The 15,904-nt window shown below is 68.6% G+C and carries 20 protein-coding genes, 4 tRNA genes and 1 pseudogene; 8 read left to right on the plus strand and 17 right to left on the minus strand.

Going from position 1 to position 15,904, the window contains the following annotated elements:
* The 9 genes and pseudogenes from H7I41_RS09380 to H7I41_RS09420 form a co-directional block, all read right to left on the minus strand.
* A pseudogene (locus tag H7I41_RS09380) lies at positions 1–223 on the minus strand (exopolyphosphatase); the annotation flags it as partial.
* Complete coding sequence (locus H7I41_RS09385; protein WP_264012307.1) at positions 220–1,371, minus strand: glycosyltransferase family 4 protein; 1,152 nt, start codon at positions 1,369–1,371, stop codon at positions 220–222. The pseudogene H7I41_RS09380 and the gene H7I41_RS09385, both read right to left, overlap by 4 nt.
* The gene (locus tag H7I41_RS09390) at positions 1,368–2,270 is read right to left on the minus strand and encodes a phosphatidylinositol mannoside acyltransferase (protein ID WP_264012308.1); all 903 of its coding nucleotides are present in this window, start codon (positions 2,268–2,270) and stop codon (positions 1,368–1,370) included. Before H7I41_RS09390 ends, H7I41_RS09385 begins: the two co-directional genes overlap by 4 nt.
* Positions 2,267–2,983, minus strand: coding sequence for a phosphatidylinositol phosphate synthase (gene pgsA, locus H7I41_RS09395; RefSeq protein ID WP_276008554.1), 717 nt, complete (start codon positions 2,981–2,983; stop codon positions 2,267–2,269). Before pgsA ends, H7I41_RS09390 begins: the two co-directional genes overlap by 4 nt.
* Positions 2,980–3,579, minus strand: a complete 600-nt coding sequence (locus tag H7I41_RS09400) for an ATP adenylyltransferase (RefSeq protein WP_264012311.1) — start codon at positions 3,577–3,579, stop codon at positions 2,980–2,982. Before H7I41_RS09400 ends, pgsA begins: the two co-directional genes overlap by 4 nt.
* Positions 3,576–5,630, minus strand: coding sequence for a threonine--tRNA ligase (thrS, locus tag H7I41_RS09405; protein ID WP_264012312.1), 2,055 nt, complete (start codon positions 5,628–5,630; stop codon positions 3,576–3,578). Before thrS ends, H7I41_RS09400 begins: the two co-directional genes overlap by 4 nt.
* A 115-nt stretch (positions 5,631–5,745) precedes the next feature.
* Positions 5,746–6,234, minus strand: a complete 489-nt coding sequence (locus H7I41_RS09410; protein WP_264012313.1) for a TIGR02611 family protein — start codon at positions 6,232–6,234, stop codon at positions 5,746–5,748.
* The gene (locus tag H7I41_RS09415; protein ID WP_264012314.1) at positions 6,231–6,866 is read right to left on the minus strand and encodes a PaaI family thioesterase; all 636 of its coding nucleotides are present in this window, start codon (positions 6,864–6,866) and stop codon (positions 6,231–6,233) included. The genes H7I41_RS09410 and H7I41_RS09415 overlap by 4 nt, the downstream gene beginning before the upstream one ends.
* Positions 6,867–6,890: 24 nt before the next feature.
* Positions 6,891–7,763: an aldo/keto reductase gene (locus H7I41_RS09420; RefSeq protein WP_264012315.1), complete on the minus strand. Its 873-nt coding sequence runs from the start codon at positions 7,761–7,763 to the stop codon at positions 6,891–6,893.
* A 37-nt stretch (positions 7,764–7,800) separates the two neighbouring features.
* Between H7I41_RS09420 and H7I41_RS09425 the strand changes: the two genes are divergently transcribed.
* Positions 7,801–8,298 (plus strand): DUF1990 domain-containing protein, encoded by a 498-nt coding sequence (locus tag H7I41_RS09425; RefSeq protein WP_264012316.1) that lies wholly within the window; start codon positions 7,801–7,803, stop codon positions 8,296–8,298.
* Here the strand turns inward: H7I41_RS09425 and H7I41_RS09430 are convergent.
* The gene (locus H7I41_RS09430) at positions 8,285–9,373 is read right to left on the minus strand and encodes a hypothetical protein (RefSeq protein WP_264012317.1); all 1,089 of its coding nucleotides are present in this window, start codon (positions 9,371–9,373) and stop codon (positions 8,285–8,287) included. The genes H7I41_RS09425 and H7I41_RS09430 overlap by 14 nt on opposite strands.
* 60 nt (positions 9,374–9,433) lie before the next feature.
* Between H7I41_RS09430 and H7I41_RS09435 the strand changes: the two genes are divergently transcribed.
* From H7I41_RS09435 to H7I41_RS09445, 3 genes are all read left to right on the plus strand, one after another.
* A complete protein-coding gene (locus tag H7I41_RS09435; RefSeq protein WP_264012318.1) occupies positions 9,434–10,147 on the plus strand; it encodes a GAF and ANTAR domain-containing protein in 714 nt (237 codons plus the stop codon).
* Positions 10,148–10,233: 86 nt separating this feature from the next.
* The gene (locus H7I41_RS09440; protein ID WP_264012319.1) at positions 10,234–10,635 is read left to right on the plus strand and encodes a phage holin family protein; all 402 of its coding nucleotides are present in this window, start codon (positions 10,234–10,236) and stop codon (positions 10,633–10,635) included.
* Positions 10,632–10,967 (plus strand): DUF3618 domain-containing protein, encoded by a 336-nt coding sequence (locus H7I41_RS09445; protein ID WP_264012320.1) that lies wholly within the window; start codon positions 10,632–10,634, stop codon positions 10,965–10,967. The genes H7I41_RS09440 and H7I41_RS09445 overlap by 4 nt, the downstream gene beginning before the upstream one ends.
* 9 nt (positions 10,968–10,976) lie before the next feature.
* On the opposite strand, the gene H7I41_RS09450 is transcribed toward H7I41_RS09445, so the two are convergent.
* Positions 10,977–12,212 (minus strand): glycosyltransferase family 87 protein, encoded by a 1,236-nt coding sequence (locus tag H7I41_RS09450; protein WP_264012321.1) that lies wholly within the window; start codon positions 12,210–12,212, stop codon positions 10,977–10,979.
* 84 nt (positions 12,213–12,296) lie between these two features.
* Positions 12,297–12,371: transfer RNA gene (locus H7I41_RS09455), tRNA-Val, on the minus strand.
* 120 nt (positions 12,372–12,491) lie between these two features.
* Here H7I41_RS09455 and H7I41_RS09460 point away from each other — a divergent pair.
* From H7I41_RS09460 to H7I41_RS09475, 4 genes are all read left to right on the plus strand, one after another.
* Positions 12,492–12,665: a hypothetical protein gene (locus H7I41_RS09460; RefSeq protein ID WP_264012322.1), complete on the plus strand. Its 174-nt coding sequence runs from the start codon at positions 12,492–12,494 to the stop codon at positions 12,663–12,665.
* 85 nt (positions 12,666–12,750) lie between these two features.
* A tRNA-Gly gene (locus H7I41_RS09465) sits at positions 12,751–12,823 on the plus strand.
* A gap of 27 nt (positions 12,824–12,850) precedes the next feature.
* Positions 12,851–12,924 (plus strand) — tRNA-Cys (locus tag H7I41_RS09470).
* A gap of 11 nt (positions 12,925–12,935) precedes the next feature.
* Positions 12,936–13,010: transfer RNA gene (locus H7I41_RS09475), tRNA-Val, on the plus strand.
* Between the two features lie 13 nt (positions 13,011–13,023).
* Here H7I41_RS09475 and H7I41_RS09480 read toward each other — a convergent pair.
* From H7I41_RS09480 to H7I41_RS09500, 5 genes are all read right to left on the minus strand, one after another.
* Entirely contained in the window at positions 13,024–13,425 is a 402-nt protein-coding gene (locus H7I41_RS09480; protein WP_264012323.1) for a hypothetical protein, read from the minus strand.
* A gap of 120 nt (positions 13,426–13,545) precedes the next feature.
* Positions 13,546–14,220 (minus strand): DUF899 domain-containing protein, encoded by a 675-nt coding sequence (locus tag H7I41_RS09485; RefSeq protein WP_264012324.1) that lies wholly within the window; start codon positions 14,218–14,220, stop codon positions 13,546–13,548.
* A 209-nt stretch (positions 14,221–14,429) separates the two neighbouring features.
* The gene (locus H7I41_RS09490; RefSeq protein WP_264012325.1) at positions 14,430–14,774 is read right to left on the minus strand and encodes a hypothetical protein; all 345 of its coding nucleotides are present in this window, start codon (positions 14,772–14,774) and stop codon (positions 14,430–14,432) included.
* A gap of 55 nt (positions 14,775–14,829) precedes the next feature.
* Positions 14,830–15,252 (minus strand): hypothetical protein, encoded by a 423-nt coding sequence (locus H7I41_RS09495; protein WP_264012326.1) that lies wholly within the window; start codon positions 15,250–15,252, stop codon positions 14,830–14,832.
* Between the two features lie 155 nt (positions 15,253–15,407).
* Positions 15,408–15,854 carry a hypothetical protein gene (locus H7I41_RS09500; protein WP_264012327.1) on the minus strand — a complete coding sequence of 149 codons (447 nt, stop codon included), beginning with the start codon at positions 15,852–15,854 and terminating at the stop codon, positions 15,408–15,410.
* Between the last annotated feature and the right edge of the window lie 50 nt (positions 15,855–15,904).

A 15,904-nucleotide genomic window follows, 5' to 3' on the forward strand; every position in this document is an offset into this window, starting at 1 on the left:
CGGCCAGCCGCTTGCCCTGCGGCGCGCCGCCGTAGGCGTCCACCGCCACCGCGCGGGCCACCACCGCACGCCGCCCCAGCGCCGCGTCCAGCGCCTGCCAGCTCAGGTCGTAACGCACGTGCAGGCGGTCCAGCCGGTTGGCGCTCCGGAAGGCCCAGCCGCCCACCAGCACGAGCGTCACCAACAGGAGTGTGACGAGGGTGATGAGCAGCCAGCCGGTCACGTCTTGCCCCGGGACAGTTCGCTTTCGCCTGCCACCCGCACCTTGCGTCCCGACCCGGCCACCGTCTCGTAGACCCTCAGGATCTGGCGTGCCACCACCGACCAGTCGTAGCGGCGGACGGCGTCGGCGGCGGCGTCCACGTAGCGGCGCCGGACGTCGTCGTCGGCAAGCACCTCGATCAGCCCGGCGGCCAGCGCATCGGCGTCGTCGACCGTCACCAACCGCCCGGCCGTCCCGTCGAGCAGCACCCGGCGGAACGCGTCGAGGTCGCTGGCGACCACCGCGGTGCCCGCGGCCATCGCCTCCACCAGCACGATGCCGAAGCTCTCGCCGCCGGTGTTGGGCGCGCAGTAGACGTCGGCGCTGCGCATCGCCGACGCCTTCGTCGCGTCGTCGACCTGCCCGAGGAACCGTAGATGCCCGGCAAGTTCCTTGGCGTCCTCGCGCAACTCGTCCTCGTCACCGCGGCCGACGACCAGGACCTCGATGTCGGGGAACCGCTCGACCAGCGCGGGCAAGGCCCGCAGCAGGAGCGCCATGCCCTTGCGGGGTTCGTCGAAGCGGCCCAGGAACAGCACCGACCGCCCGGGCCGCGGGTAGCCGTCCAGCAGTGGCGCCTCGGCGAAAGACGCCACGTCGACGCCGTTGGGGATCTCGACCGCGTCCGACCCCAGCGCCTCCATCTGCCAGCGCCGCGCCAGGTCCGACACGGCGATGCGGCCGACGATCTTCTCGTGGTACGGCCGCAGCAGTCCCTGAAAGACCGACAGCGTCAACGACTTCGTCGTCGAGGTGTGGAACGTCGCGACGATCGGCCCCTCGGCCGCCTGCAGCGCCAGCATCGACAGGCTCGGGGCGTTGGGCTCGTGCAGGTGCAGCACGTCGAAGTCGCCCTGCTGCAACCACTTCTTGACCTTGCGGTGGGTGGCGGGGCCGAACCGCAGCCGCGCCACCGATCCGTTGTACGGGATCGGCACCGCCTTGCCGCCGGACACCACGTAGTCGGGCAGTTCGACGTGCGGCGACGCCGGCGCCAGCACGCCGACCGTGTGACCGCCGGCGCGCATCACCTCGGCGAGCTGCAGCACGTGCGACTGGACCCCGCCCGGCACGTCGAACGAGTACGGGCACACCATGCCGATCCTCACCGCGCCTCCCGCAGGCGGGCCTGGCGCTCCTCCGACAGGTCCGCCAGCCACTGTGGCTGCATCATGTGCCAGTCGGCGGGGTGGGCGGCGATGTTGTCGGCGAACCGGTCGGCCAGGGCCTGTGTGACGACGGTGACGTCACCCGACGACACGTCCAGGGGCGGGAACACCCGCATCCCCCAGCCGTCGTCGGTGAACCAGCAGTGCACCGGCAGCAGCGCGGCCCCGGTCGCGATCGCGAGCTTCGCCGGACCGGCGGGCAGCCGGGTCGCCTCGCCGAACAGATCGACCTGCACGCCCGTGCGGGTCAGGTCCCGCTCCGCCATCAGGCACACCACGCCGTTGTCAGAAAGCCGTTCGCGCAGAACGTCGTACGGCGGTCGCTCGCCGCCGGTGTGGGTGATCACCTCGAAGCCCAGGCTCTCCCGGTAGGCGATGAACCGGTTGGCCAGCGACTCGGGCTTGAGCCGCTCGGCGACGGTGGTGAAGGGGCCGTGGTTCTGCACCAGCCACACACCGGCCATGTCCCAGTTCCCGCTGTGCGGCAGCGCCAGCACGACCCCGCGGCCGGCGTCGAGTGCCTGCCACACGTAGTCGATGTCCTGCACCTCGAGCTGGCGGCCGATCTCCTCGTGGTCCATCGTCGGCAGCCGGAACGCCTCGCGCCAGTACCGGGCGTAGGACGACAGTGACGCGTCGACCAGCGTCGCAGGCACGTCGGCGGGTGACGTGCCGATCACCCGCGCCAGGTTCTTGCGCAGCTGCTCCGGACCGCCGCCACGCGCGGCGTACCAGGCCCCTAGGTCGAAGGTGTTGCGCGCCACGAGTTCCGGCATGGCGCGCACGAGCCGCCAGCCGCTGGCATAGCCGAGATCCGTCAGCCGGCCGCCGAGGCTCACCGCTCGCTCGTCTCCGGATCCCCGCCCCGGTCGGTGTCGTCGGCGCCCTCGTTCACGTTCCCGGCGCCGGCATCGTCCTTCGTGGGTATCGGATCCATCGCACCCGGCGACAGCCGCACCGAGTGCAGCCGCTGCAGCACCGTCACCACGCTCGCGACGGCCAGCACCCACATCGCCACCTGCACCAGCCACGGCACGTGCAGGAACGGCACGCCCGACAGCCCGGTGCCGGTCAGCACGATGACCAGCCGTTCCGGCCGCTCGATGAGGCCGCCGTCGCCCTTGAGGCCGCTGGCCTCGGCGCGTGCCTTGATGTAGGAGATCACCTGTGAGGTGACCAGGCAGATCAGCGTGGCGACCACCAGTGCGGGGCTGTCCAGGCCGAACGCCGCCCACCAGGCCAGACCGCAGAAGATCGCGCCGTCGGCGATGCGATCGCAGATCGCGTCGAGTGCGGCCCCGAACCGGGTGCCGCCGCCGCGTTCGCGCGCCATCGCGCCGTCGAGCATGTCGGCGAGCACGAAGAAGGCCACCGCGAAGGCGCCCCACCACAGCTGGCCGATCGGGAACAGCGTCAACGCCGCGATCACGCTGCCCGCGGTGCCCAGGATGGTGATGCTGTCGGGGGTGAGCCCGACACGCAACGCGCCCTTGGCGATCGGGCGCGACAGTTTCGTGTACGCCGCCCGCGTCATCAGATAGAAGTTGCTCAGTTCTCCGACCCCCCGGTCCGCGCCAACTGGTCCGCCCACTCGGTGGCCAGCAGTTCGCGGGTCTCCCGCAGCAGCTGCGGGATGATCTTCGACCCGCCGATGATCGTGATGAAGTTGGCGTCGCCGCCCCACCGCGGCACCACGTGCATGTGCAGGTGCTCGGCCAGCGACCCGCCGGCCGAGTGCCCGAGGTTGAGCCCGACGTTGAAGCCGTGCGGACTGGACACCGCCTTGATCACCCGGATCGCCTGCTGGGTGAACGACATCAGCTCGGCGCTTTCCTCGTCGGTGAGGTCCTCGAGCTCGGAGACCCGCCGGTACGGCACCACCATCAGGTGACCGGGGTTGTACGGGTAGAGGTTGAGCACCGCGTACACCTGGCCGCCACGTGCCACCACCAGGCCGTCCTCGTCGGGCATGGTGGGGATGTCGGTGAACGGCTGCGACGACATCGACGAGCCGGACCCCTTCTTCATCGGAGCCTCGGCGATGTAGCTCATCCGGTGCGGCGTCCACAGCCGCTGCAGGTGATCGGGGTCACCGACGCCGTGGTCGACGATGGAGCGGTCGTCTTCGTGGCTCGCGTCCCGTGTCACGTCTGCGCGCCCACCTTGACGAGATCGGCTGTCGGAGCGACATTCTCGCGATCGGCGATCCACTTCACGATGGTCGCCACCGCCTCGTCGCGCGGCACTCCGTTGATCTGCGTGCGGTCACCGAACCGGAAGCTCACCGCCCCGGCGTCGACGTCCTTGTCGCCGGCCAGCAGCATGAACGGCACCTTCTGGTTGGTGTGGTTGACGATCTTCTTGGCCATCCGGTCGTCGCTGGCGTCCACCTCGACACGCACTCCGCGGGCCCGCAGCGCGGCGGCCACCTCGTCGAGGTAGGCCACGTGCGCGTCGGCGACCGGCACGCCGACCACCTGCACCGGGGCCAGCCACGCGGGGAAGGCCCCGGCGTAGTGCTCGGTGAGGATGCCGAAGAACCGCTCGATGGAACCGAACAACGCGCGGTGGATCATCACTGGGCGCTGCCTGCTGCCGTCGGCGGCGGTGTACTCGAGTTCGAAGCGCTCGGGGAAGTTGAAGTCCAGCTGGATCGTCGACATCTGCCAGCTGCGACCCAGCGCGTCGCGCGCCTGCACCGAGATCTTCGGGCCGTAGAACGCCGCGCCACCCGGATCGGGCACCAGCTCCAGGCCCGACTCGGCGGCAACCTCTGCCAGGGTGGAGGTGGCCTCGTCCCAGATCTCGTCGGAGCCGACGAACTTCTTCGGGTCCTTCGTCGACAGCTCGAGGTAGAAGTCCTGCAGACCGTAGTCGCCGAGCAGGTCGAGAATGAACTGCAACAGCGACGCAAGCTCGCCGCGCATCTGGTCGCGGGTGCAGAAGATGTGCGCGTCGTCCATCGTCAGGCCGCGCACCCGGGTCAGGCCGTGCACGACGCCGGACTTCTCGTAGCGGTACACCGCGCCGAACTCGAACGCCCGCAACGGGAGTTCGCGGTAGGACCGCCCCCTCGCCCGGAAGATCAGGCAGTGCATCGGGCAGTTCATCGGTTTGAGGTAGTAGTCCTGGCCGGGCTTGCGCACCGTGCCGTCCTCGTTGAACTCGGCGTCGATGTGCATCGGCGGGAACATCCCGTCGGCGTACCAGTCGAGGTGCCCCGAGGTGTGGAACAGCTGGGCCTTGGTGATGTGCGGGGTGTTGACGAATTCGTAGCCCGCCTCGATGTGCTTGCGGCGGGAGTAGTCCTCCAGCTCGCGCCGCACGATGCCACCCTTCGGGTGGAAAACCGGTAGGCCGGAACCGATTTCGTCGGGGAAGCTGAACAGGTCGAGTTCGGATCCGAGCCTGCGGTGGTCGCGGCGCTGGGCCTCCTCGAGCAGTTCGAGGTGCCGGTCGAGCGCCTCCTGGGACTCCCATGCCGTGCCGTAGATGCGTTGCAGGCTTGCGTTCTCCTGGTCGCCGCGCCAGTAGGCGGCCGAACTGCGCGTCAGCTTGAACGCCGGGATGTACTTGGTCGTCGGGATGTGCGGGCCCCGGCACAGGTCGCCCCAGATACGTTCCTGGGTACGGGGATTGAGGTTGTCGTAGGCGGTCAGCTCGTCGCCGCCGACCTCCATCACCTCGGGATCGCCGGACTTGTCGTCGACGAGTTCGAGCTTGAAGGGTTCGGCGGCGAGTTCGGCGCGCGCCTCGTCCTTGGATGCGTAGACCCGCCGGGAGAACAGCTGACCGTCCTTGACGATCTTGCGCATCCGCTTCTCCAGTGCCTCCAGGTCCTCCGGAGTGAATGCGCGCGGCACGTCGAAGTCGTAGTAGAAGCCGTCGGTGATCGGCGGGCCGATGCCCAGCTTGGCTTCGGGGAACATCTGCTGCACGGCCTGGGCGAGCACGTGGGCGGCCGAGTGCCGTATGACGCTGCGGCCGTCCTCGGTGTCGGCCGTCACCGGCATGACGTCGGCGTCGGCGTCGGGCGTCCACGCCAGGTCGCGCAGGCGGCCCTCGGCGTCGCGGACCACCACGACGGCGTCAGGCGCACCGCGGCCGGGCAGTCCCGCCTCCCGGACCGCCGCCCCGGCGGTGGTCCCGGCAGCCACCCGGATCGGGGCTGCTGGGGCGGGACTGGCGGCGGCGCTCATCGCGGACTCTCCGTTGTGTCGAGGGTGGTCGGATAATTCAGGTCGCGACCATGCTATCGGGGTGCCGTCGGGGTCACACGGCACGCCCTGAACCCACTCGGAGCGCCGGATCGCCCTAGGAGCCCACCCCGATCGGGCTGTTCAGCCACGGATGGTCGATGCCGAAGAGTTCTCCGGTCCAGTCGACGGCGCCGAGCAGCCACAGCGTGCCGAACACCACCAGCGCCGTGAGCAGCCCACCCAGGATCTGCACCAACGCGCCCTGGCGGTGGAACCAGTCCATCACCTTGTCGTAGCGCTCCTTGGCGTACGCCAGCAGCCGCCGCGCCCAATCGAACTCGGTGGCCAGAATGCCCAGGCCGATGAACACGATGGCCCAGCCGGGCCCCGGATAGGGGATCGCGAGGATGCCAAGCCCGAAGACGGCCAGCCCGATCACCCCGACGGCGATGCGGTAGAAGAACTCGACCCGCGGGCGCTCACGCAGCCGGTCCCGCCACCGCGCCCACCGGCGTTTGACCGCCGAGAACCGCGACTCGTCGGTGTCGGTCGTCTCGGTGTCCGTCTCGGGGGCGGCCTCGTCGCGCTCCTGCGGCGTGCTCACGGCTGCCCCGGATTCAGCTTGACGAACAGCGCCTCGGCCTCGGCGAGCACGGCCTCACCGTCGAGCAGTCGGCCCGTGACGAAGATCTTGCGGCCCTCAATGCGGTCGATACCGGCTTCCACCTGCAACTTCCTCTCCACCGGGGCGATCTTGCGGTAGTTGACGTGCAGGGATGCCGTGCGCTGGTAGCGGCTGCGGGTGAGCTTGTAGGCGGCGTAGCCGAGCACCGAGTCGAACAGCAGGGCCACCGCTCCCCCATGCGCGGCGCCGTTGCGGCCCAGGTAGAAGCGGCGGAATTCGGCCTCCCCGGTGATCCGGTCGTCGTCGGTGCGCCTCAGCAGCATCGGCACCTGCAGGATGTTGCCGCGGTTGGGCAGGTCCATGCGCCGGCCCGACGGGGCGTGCCACTCGTCGGCGCGGTGCGGCGCCAGCAGCGCCGACACCCGCTCGATGAGGTCGGCGGCCTCGCTGATCACCTCGTCGGGCGCGTCGACGCAGCGGGCGTCGTCCTGCAGGGTGCGCACGGCCTCGACGAATCTGCCGAAGTCAGGCCCGCCCCGGGTGGTCGGGACCGGGGGGTTGAAACCGCCGCCGGTCGCCGGTGTCGACGTCTGCGTGGAGTCGGTGCTCACCCCGTCACCGTATGGGTTGCGGGGTCAGCCGGCTTCGCCGGCACGGCTGAGTGTCTCGAACTCGTCGTCGGACAGCGTGATCTGCGCGGCGGCGACGTTCTCCTCCAGGTGGGCGACGCTCGAGGTGCCGGGAATCGGCAGCACCACCGGTGAGCGCTTGAGCAGCCACGCCAGGGCGAGCTGCGACGGTGTGGCGCCGTGGTCGTCGGCGATGCGCTGCAGCGGCCCGCCCGGTGCGGCCAGCGGACCCGCGGCGAGGGGGAACCACGGGATGAAGCCGATGCCCTCTTCGGTCACCTTGTCGAGCAGTGGTTCGGCGGTGCGGGTGCTGACGTTGTACATGTTCTGCACCGACACGATGGTGGCGACCTTCTGGGCGGCCTCGAGCTGGTCGACGTCGACCTCGGACAGCCCGATGTGGCGGATCTTGCCCTCCTGCTGCAGCGTGCGCAGTTCCCCGATCTGGTCCTCGGCGGGGAACTTGCTGTCGATGCGGTGCAGCTGGAACAGGTCGATGGTGTCCACGCCCAGGCGGCGCAGGCTGGTCTCGCACTGCTGACGCAGGTAGGCCGGGAAGCCGAGCGGGGTCCACTCGTCGGGTCCGGTGCGCAGCAGGCCGGCCTTGGTGGCGATGACCAGCCCGTCGGTGTAAGGGTGCAGCGCCCGTCGGATGAGGTCCTCGGAGACATAGGGGCCGTAGGAGTCGGCGGTGTCGATGAAGTCGACGCCGAGTTCGACGGCGCGGCGCAGCACGCGGATGCACTCGTCGGGGTCGGCGGGCGGGCCCCACACGCCCTTGCCGGTCAATCGCATGGCGCCGAAACCGAGCCGGTTGACGGTCAGATCGCCGCCGAGGGAGAAGGTTCCGGATGCGCTTGCGACGGTTTCGTTGGCCACGACAACGACCGTACGCCGCGGGTGAGAAGGTGGCGGGGTGAAGCTCAGCGACCTCGCCGGACTCAAGTTGACCTACGACGAGGTGGGCGCGACCGCCGGCCCGTTGCCCGCGGGTTACCACCACGTGGAGGAGTCGGCGGTGATCGGGCGCGGCAGGCAGCGCTTCGAGGAGGCCGGTGCGGCGGTGATGCGGTGGGGCATGCTGCGCGGGGCCGGCGTGCGGGTCGACGCGAGCTCGGAGGTCGCCGAGGTCGGGTCCGAGGTCGTGGTCGGCGTCGGGCCGGTGCGGGCGCCGTGCCGGGTGGTGTACGTGATCGACGAGCCCGACCGGCGCGGGTACGCCTACGGCACGCTGCCCGGCCATGCCGAGTCCGGTGAGGAGCTGTTCTCCGTGCGCTTCGACCCGGCAACCGATCAGGTGTACGCGGAGGTGCGGGCGTTCTCCCGGCACGGCACCTGGTGGAGCAGGCTGGCCGCGCCGGTGACATCGCTGATGCAGCGCATCATCACCCGGCGCTATCTCACGGCGCTGTAGGGACCGGGGCGTCCCGTTCGGAGGCCGGGAGTTCGGCGTGCGCGGCGACGTCGAGGTGATACGACACGACAGCCAGCGTGAACAGCCCGATCGACAGGTTGATCAGCGCGGCGAAACCTTCGGTGGCGAAGTCGACGAGCGCGTTGAGGAACGTGAACAGCAGTGCGGCGTTGCGCAGCCACCGCAGCGGCCACGCCTTGTCCGTGCGCCTGCGCGCGATCATCGCGGGCAGCGCCATCGCCGAGGTGAGTGCGGCGCTGACGACCAGGATGACCGACGCGAGGCTCGTCCCGTCGAGGTGCAGTGTCAGATCGTCGTCCTGATAGTCCCAGCCGCCCAGCGCGATGCCGAGCAGGCCGAGGACCAGGCTGCCGAGTGCGCCGACGACGAGCAGCCAGCCGACCACCGCTATCCACCGGGGGCTGCGGAAGACGCCCGGGATCAGCCGCGGCGCCCACTGCTGCAGGCGGTGCATGCGGTCGCCGGCCGGGTCGGCCGAGTGCAGCAGCGACCGGACGTGACCCACGTCGGCGGGGTTCGCGCCGTCCTGCTGCGCCCGTTCCACCAGCACCAGCCCGATGCTGCGGCGGTGGTCGGCCAGGCCGCGCGCCACCCCGTCGGCGGCGATGGCGGCGGCCGAGGCCAGGCATTCGCGGCCCGACAGCGGCCGGAAGTCCCGGAACATCCGCGCGCCGACGAGGATGAGCACCACCAGCACGTACATGATCTCGGCGGCCGGGCCGTAGAAGTAGTCGTTGTCCTTGGTGACGAACTTGCCGACCTCGTCGAGGAACAACCCGAACCCGATCCCGCCCATGACGACGGCGACGATGCGGGTGCCCGCACCAAGCGTCAGCCACCCGAGCAGCAGCGCCAGCATCATCAGCGCGCCACCCCACAGCGCATGGGCGATGTGCAGGTCACCGCCCCCGACCTGGGGGTAACCGGTCAGCTGCAGGTAGAGCCGGGTCAGCAGAATCGTGGCGATCGCGATGAGCACGAACGCCTCGGCCGCGCCGGGGCCGGTGGCGTTGCGGGTGATCGCGCCGCGGGGGGTGTGACCTGGGTTCTTCATGGGTCCTCCCCGTGTTGCAGCGCGTATTGTTGAGCAACCTATCGGAGGAGACGCTTCAGGATGGTGCTGGTGAACGAGCCAACGGGGGCGGAGGGCACGCACCTCCGCATCGCCGAGATCGTGCAGGAGCTGCACGGCCGGTCGGACACGGATTCGGAGGCCGTGCTCGCCGAACTCGTCGAGCACGCCGCCGTGGAGATCCCCGGTGCGCAGTACGCCGGCATCACCGTCACCCGCGACGCCCGCCACATCGACACCCCCGCGGCCAGTCACAAGTGGCCGATGATGCTCGACGAGATCCAGCAGCGTCACAGCGAGGGGCCGTGCCTGACCGCGGCGTGGGACGAGAAGACGATCCTCGTCGATGATCTCGAGCACGACGACCGTTTCCCGCTCTACCGCCGGGATGTGCTGGAGCAGACGCCGATTCGTACGATCATGTCCTTTCAGCTGTTCATCGCCGACGAGACGATGGGCGCACTCAACGTCTACGCCGAGGAACCCGGCGTCTTCGACAGCGCGACCCGCGACATCGGCCTGGCCTTCGCCGCGCACTCGTCGGTGGCGTGGAACTCCGCCCGCCGCGAGGACCAGTTCAAGCGGGCGCTGGCCAGTCGCGACATCATCGGCCAGGCCAAGGGCATGGTGATGGAGCGCTACGGCGTCGACGCGGTGCAGGCGTTCGCGTTGCTGCGCAAGCTGTCACAAGATGCGAACGTGCCGCTGGCCAAGATCGCCGAGGACCTGATCGAGACGGCGCGCTCGGCGAGCTGACCGACTTCGCGTGCGCGCGGGGGTTTGCGTGCCAATCAGCGGGGGCACAACTGTGCGCATACAGGCGAGACAGAGGTTGGTATGCCATGAGTGTGGAACCGAAGCCGGGCGCGGACGCGTCCGTCGGTGAGCTGATGAGTCAACTGTCCGCGCAGACGTCGCGGTTGGTGCGGGACGAGTTGAAGCTGGCGCAGAAGGAATTCCAGGAGTCGGCCAAGCATGCGGGCATCGGCGCGGGGCTGATCAGTGTCGCGGGATTGTTCGCGGTGCTGGGCCTGATGACTGTGATCGCCGCCGCGGTGGCGGCGTTGTCCCTGGTGCTCGACGTGTGGGCGGCAGCGCTGATCGTCGCGTTGGTGCTCTTCGTGATCGCCGGCATCGCCGCGTTGATGAGCAAGAAGCAAGCCGAGCAGGTCACGCCCGCGGCGCCCAGGACCGCGGAGACCGTGAAGGCCGATATCCAGGAAGTGAAGGACGCGCGCAAATGACCGCACCTGAGCCCAACCGCCCCGAGCCCGGCCCCGACGCCGGTGTCGAGGACATCGAGAAGGACATCGAGGCCACCCGTCAGGAGCTCGGCGAGACGGTCGAGGCGCTGTCGGCGAAGCTCGACGTCAAGCAGCAGGCGAAAGACAAGGTCGAGGACACCAAGGCGCAGGCGAAGGCCAAGGTCGATCACGCCAAGCACGCCGCCGTCGACAAGGCGCACACCGCGCAGCACGCGCTGGCCGACAACCCGAAGAAGTCGGTGCCGGTGGCGGCGATCGTCGTGGCCGTCGCGGTAGCCGCGGGCATCATCGTCTGGCGACGGCGCCACTGATCTCAGCGGCTACTGACGGCTGACGGGGCTTTCCTCGTTGGATGTGATTCGGCGCGCGGCGATCGCCGCGCCGATCATCAGAGTGATGCCGGTGATCACCTGGGCGTTGCCGACGATTTGGCGAACGACGGCCTCGAAACCGGCCGTGTCCGCGCCCTCCAGTAATTTGTGCGGACCGACCAGGAACACGATGGCGGCCGCTGCGAGCCATGGCCGCCAACCCCGGTGTGGTGGGGCAACGATCAGCGGAATGAGGAAGACGACGTAGGTCCAGTGGTGGGTGACCGCCATCGGTGCCGCCAGCAGCGCGGCCAGCGCGACCACGGCGGTCGCCTCGACATCCATGCCAGCCCTCGTGAACCGGCGAGCCGCGAAGACGGTCGCCGTGATGATCGCAACGACACCGAACGACCAGAGAACGTGTTCGGCGACGCCGTTGGCACCCAGTCGGGTGATCAGACCGGTGAGCGCCTGGTTGCGGCTGAAGTCGTGACCGCCGGCGCGCTCGGTGTTGAAGAATTCCGTCGTCCAGAAGTAGACCGACTCGTGGCGGCGGACCAGGTATCCGATCACCACCGTCGCAGCGAACGTGGCGACTGCTCGGGCCACCCCAGCGAAGTCACGCCTTAGCAGCAGTACCAATCCGAACGCCGCCGGGGTGATCTTGACGCCGGCCGCGATGCCGATTCCCATCCCGCGGAATCTTCGGGGAAGCACTCCGAGGCAGTCGGCGACCACCAGCGCCGCCAGCACGATGTTGACCTGACCGAACTCGAAGTTCGACCTGATGGGTTCCAGCACGAGCACCGGCCCGAGCGCGGCCATGGCGGCCCAGTTCGGCGACCCGACATGCAGCCGATCGAGGATCATGCGCAGGATCCACCACACCAGGAACAGGTTGAGTGCACTCCACACGATCTGCAGCACCAACAGGGGAACTGCCGCCATCGGCGCGAACAGGATCGCCGCGAACGGCGGATAGATGAACCGGAAACCCGATGCGCTCGGGAATTGATCGGAATACAGCGGCAGGTTCGCGACGATGGCGAAGCCCGCGTCGCGGAACACCGACAGGTCCATCAGCGGGTATGTCACCGCCTGCACCATGTACCGGACGCACATTCCGACACTCAGGAGTGAGGCGACCACCCAGGCGGCCCGTTGCCACAGCTGTCGGCGCGAGCGACCGTCCTCCCGCACGGGGCGGCCGTCCTCGGCGACTCGAACCACCGGCGGGCTCTCCACGATGCGAGCGTTACCCCCGAATGGTCGTCGAAAAACCGGGTACAGCGAGGCCGCGTCCCCGGCTACTGATCCTGCGGGGCTTGATGGTGGTCCCGGCTGGTTTCGAACCAGCGACCTTCCGCGTGTGAGGCGGACGCTCTCCCACTGAGCTACGAGACCGGGTGGGCCGGCCGGAAGATAACGGCCGAACGGTGTCGAAGATTATCACGCGCCGACTTTTCACCTGGAATCCCCTGGTCATTCAGGTCGGCGCCGATACAGTCGCGCCATGACGTGGCGATGGGTGCCGGTGGCGGCGACACCGCGCTGATGGCGGGTGATCGGCGGGCCTACGGCGACTCCATCACCGCCGGGACCCTGCGCTGCGAGGTGGCCGAGGCGGGGGTTTCCAGCCGGGATTCGGAAAGCGGCCACGGATTCTCGCTGTCGCGGGAGGCGTACCGCCTGTTCTGAACCCTGCGTCGAGGGGATTTGTATAGCCAGGCTCGGGTGGACTATCGTCGTGCTTCGCGACGGGCGACGATCTCGCCCGTGGCGCGCGGATGTAGCGCAGTTGGTAGCGCATCACCTTGCCAAGGTGAGGGTCGCGGGTTCGAATCCCGTCATCCGCTCGAAGGTGCAGAAGCATCAACCCCAGCGGTGGAGTGGCCGAGTGGTGAGGCAACGGCCTGCAAAGCCGTGCACACGGGTTCGATTCCCGTCTCCACCTCCAGCAGGAACCCGGCGCGATTAGCTCAGCGGGAGAGCGCTTCCCTGACACGGAAGAGGTCACTGGTTCAATCCCAGTATCGCGCACCAGGATTGGCGCACGTCAGGCCCGGCTTCGACCGGGCCTTCGTCGTCTCCGCGCAATAGCGGTTCGCTGACCGCCATCGGTGAGGGCGAACCACGTACTGAAGGACCACGCCTGGTCCTCATGGTGAACCACGTAGCCGGCGTGAATCCGTGCGAGGGCGTCTTCAGTCGTCAGAGCCCACGGCTCGACGCGCTCGTCGGACCCTCCGACGATTTGGCCGACCACCATCAGCCCGTCATCAAGCAGCGTTCGAATCGAGCGCAGAACTATCTCCTGTTGTGCCGCTAACGACTCATCGGGGGATATGCGCGCAACGACGCCATCGACGTGCGCCAGCGACATGCACTCACCGCCGAGACCGTCCTGTAGAAGCTGATCTCGCATCGCTGCGAGCGTCGGGTCGTCGGTGATGTTCATACCGCTTCTCGATTCCAAGGTAGCGGGTAGCGGACGCGAGCGCTCCGGGCAGTTGCTCGACCTGAAGGGAATCCGCCTGCCGTACCTGGGATTGCGAGAATCACCCCCGCTTTGCGCAGTTCAGCGGTCGCCATAGTTGTCGTGAAGGCGCCACCACTCATAGGGCGGACCCTGCGGCCGCCCGGGCGGCACTTCCTGCCACTCTTCCTGCCGGCCCAGTGGCGTGATGTCGAGGAATGACCACACAGGGCCGATTTCCTCGATCCCGCGTCCGTTGACGAAATAGGTCTGGAAGACACTATCGCCGTCGCGGATGAACACGGTGAGCCCGAACATCTCCTCGACAGCGAAATCCCGGGAGAATTCCTCACCCACGAGGGTGAAGAACGGTAGTTCCTCCCACCCCATCCGCGTCTTGTACGCGGCGATGCGCTCCTGCGGGGCCGCCGAGACGAAGACCAGCGTGGTGTCCCGGGCTGCCAGGTGCGCCGGGTGAACCACCGTGTCGGCGAACAACGAGCACCCCGAGCAGGCCCCCTCCGGCCAGTTCTCCACATCGGGGGCATAGAAGAAGCGGTAGACGATCAGCTGGCGCCGCCCGGCGAACAAACCGAGCAGGTCCACCTCGCCGTCAGGGCCGACGAAGCGGTAGTCGCCGCGCACGGGAGTCATCGGCAGCCGCCGACGCTTCGCGGCCAGGGCATCCCGCGCCTTCATCAACGCCTTCTCTTCGGCCAGCAGCTCGTCGCGGGCCGCCTGCCATTCCTCGCGCGGAACGATGTCCGGCAGCGCCATCTGTTCCTGCCCCACCGACGGGGGCGCAATCGCGGGACCTTCGTGTTTCGCCATAATGTCACCCGACCCCCGGCACACAACCAATCGCTGTCTCGCCCACGATTTTGCAGCGTGAACCACCCGCGCACTCTGGAATCACGGCGAAAGACGCGACACGCAGACCATATGCGCTGTCATCGCACATCGCCCGTGACGGAAAGTCCCGAGGCTCAGCCGTTCTTGGTCAGCGCCATCCGCATGGGCTGTTCGTTCGGGCACACGTCGTCGAGGATGCTGCCGGTGCCGTTCACAGTGATCGTGCACGGCGCGCCGTTCCAGGTGTAACCGGCGACCCAGGCCCCGCCCTGCAGGTGCAGCTCGACGTTCTGGCTCGGCGTCGTCAACCGCGTGCAGTCCGGACCGCATGGCGCAAAAGTCATCCTGATCGGGTCCGGATTGAGCACCGTTCCAGCCCCGTCGATCAGGGTGCCGCTGTAGGCGCCGTTCAGCGGTTCGGCCGCAGCTGGGGCTGCCAACCCGATCGACGCGCCGACGAGCACGATGCCGACGGCCATAGCTCGAGTAACAGTCATGGTCATCCTCCTTCTATCCGGTCGGAGCGGCTGCCGATCAGTCGCTGATGCGATTGCCGGTCCCGGTCACCGGACCGACCACTGCGCACACCGCGGGGTTGGCGAACGTGCCGACCAGGGTGAAACTCTGGACGATGCCGTCGACGTCGGCCACCGGCGTGTAGACGGTCGTCTGCGGCCCGCAGCCCGCAACAGTGGTGAACTGCCATCCGGCGCCGATCCACGTCAGCTGCTGCGTGACACCATCCGCCGTCACCGTCCCACCGCAGCGCCCGCAATCGGAGGCGAACTTGGCCACCGTGGTGGGTGTGGCCGTCCCGTAATGCGTGGTGACGGCGTAGCTTCCGCTCAACACCGGCCCCTCGGCATTGGCCGTGGCGGGCGACAGCACGCCGGCGACGCCGCCGAGCAGTACGCCGCCCACGACGCCGGCACCCAGCATGCGAGCAATCCTGCGCATCTGCACTCCCCCACCCGCTCGTCCGAACCGATCGCCTTCAGACGATCCGAGAAGTATCGCAGCGGTGGGACTGCGGAGTCACCGGTTCAGCGAAACGCTTCGACCGTCTTGACCTGAGCAGTTTCCTATTCAAGCAACCTCGGTCGCAGAACCGCTCAGGACAGCCGGATGATGTTGAACGCCGCGGGCCGCATCGGCAGCACGCCCCGCCCGCAGTCCGCGGAGGCGACGTTCTGACCCGCGGTGAACTCCGGGTTGATGAACGTCGTCTGCTCCGCGCCGACCACCTGGCCGTTGTCACAGGTGACGGCGTCGTCCTTGTACCGGGTGAACTTCCACGCGTTGTTGACGAAGCGGTACTCGACGACATTGTCCGGTGCGAAATCCATTGTCAGGCAATCGCTGCCGCACGAGGTGATGGTCACGTTCTCCTTGAACGGCGCACCCGTGTACCAGTCGAAGACGTACCTGCCGTTGACCGCTGGATTGGCCGAGGCCGGAGCTGCCAGCGCGGTACCCGCCGCCGCCATTCCGGCGACGCCCGCGGCCACCGCGATCGAATTGACGGCCCCGGCAAATCGCCGCGTCCCGTGTCCGCCCATGTTGTCTGCCTTCCCGCCGCACCCGGTGGCCACCGGTTCGGCGGCCTCGA

This window comes from [Mycobacterium] manitobense (assembly GCF_025821665.1).
GTDB lineage: Bacteria > Actinomycetota > Actinomycetes > Mycobacteriales > Mycobacteriaceae > Mycobacterium > Mycobacterium arseniciresistens.

Bases quoted from the DNA above. Each gene is read 5' to 3' on its own strand.
- thrS (WP_264012312.1), bottom strand. From the start codon at position 5,630: ATGAGCGCCGCCGCCAGTCCCGCCCCAGCAGCCCCGATCCGGGTGGCT.
- H7I41_RS09430 (WP_264012317.1), bottom strand. From the start codon at position 9,373: ATGAAGAACCCAGGTCACACCCCCCGCGGCGCGATCACCCGCAACGCC.
- H7I41_RS09435 (WP_264012318.1), top strand. From the start codon at position 9,434: ATGGTGCTGGTGAACGAGCCAACGGGGGCGGAGGGCACGCACCTCCGC.
- H7I41_RS09440 (WP_264012319.1), top strand. From the start codon at position 10,234: ATGAGTGTGGAACCGAAGCCGGGCGCGGACGCGTCCGTCGGTGAGCTG.
- H7I41_RS09445 (WP_264012320.1), top strand. From the start codon at position 10,632: ATGACCGCACCTGAGCCCAACCGCCCCGAGCCCGGCCCCGACGCCGGT.
- H7I41_RS09460 (WP_264012322.1), top strand. From the start codon at position 12,492: ATGGGTGCCGGTGGCGGCGACACCGCGCTGATGGCGGGTGATCGGCGG.
- H7I41_RS09480 (WP_264012323.1), bottom strand. From the start codon at position 13,425: ATGAACATCACCGACGACCCGACGCTCGCAGCGATGCGAGATCAGCTT.
- H7I41_RS09485 (WP_264012324.1), bottom strand. From the start codon at position 14,220: ATGGCGCTGCCGGACATCGTTCCGCGCGAGGAATGGCAGGCGGCCCGC.
- H7I41_RS09490 (WP_264012325.1), bottom strand. From the start codon at position 14,774: ATGGCCGTCGGCATCGTGCTCGTCGGCGCGTCGATCGGGTTGGCAGCC.
- H7I41_RS09495 (WP_264012326.1), bottom strand. From the start codon at position 15,252: ATGCGCAGGATTGCTCGCATGCTGGGTGCCGGCGTCGTGGGCGGCGTA.
- H7I41_RS09500 (WP_264012327.1), bottom strand. From the start codon at position 15,854: ATGGGCGGACACGGGACGCGGCGATTTGCCGGGGCCGTCAATTCGATC.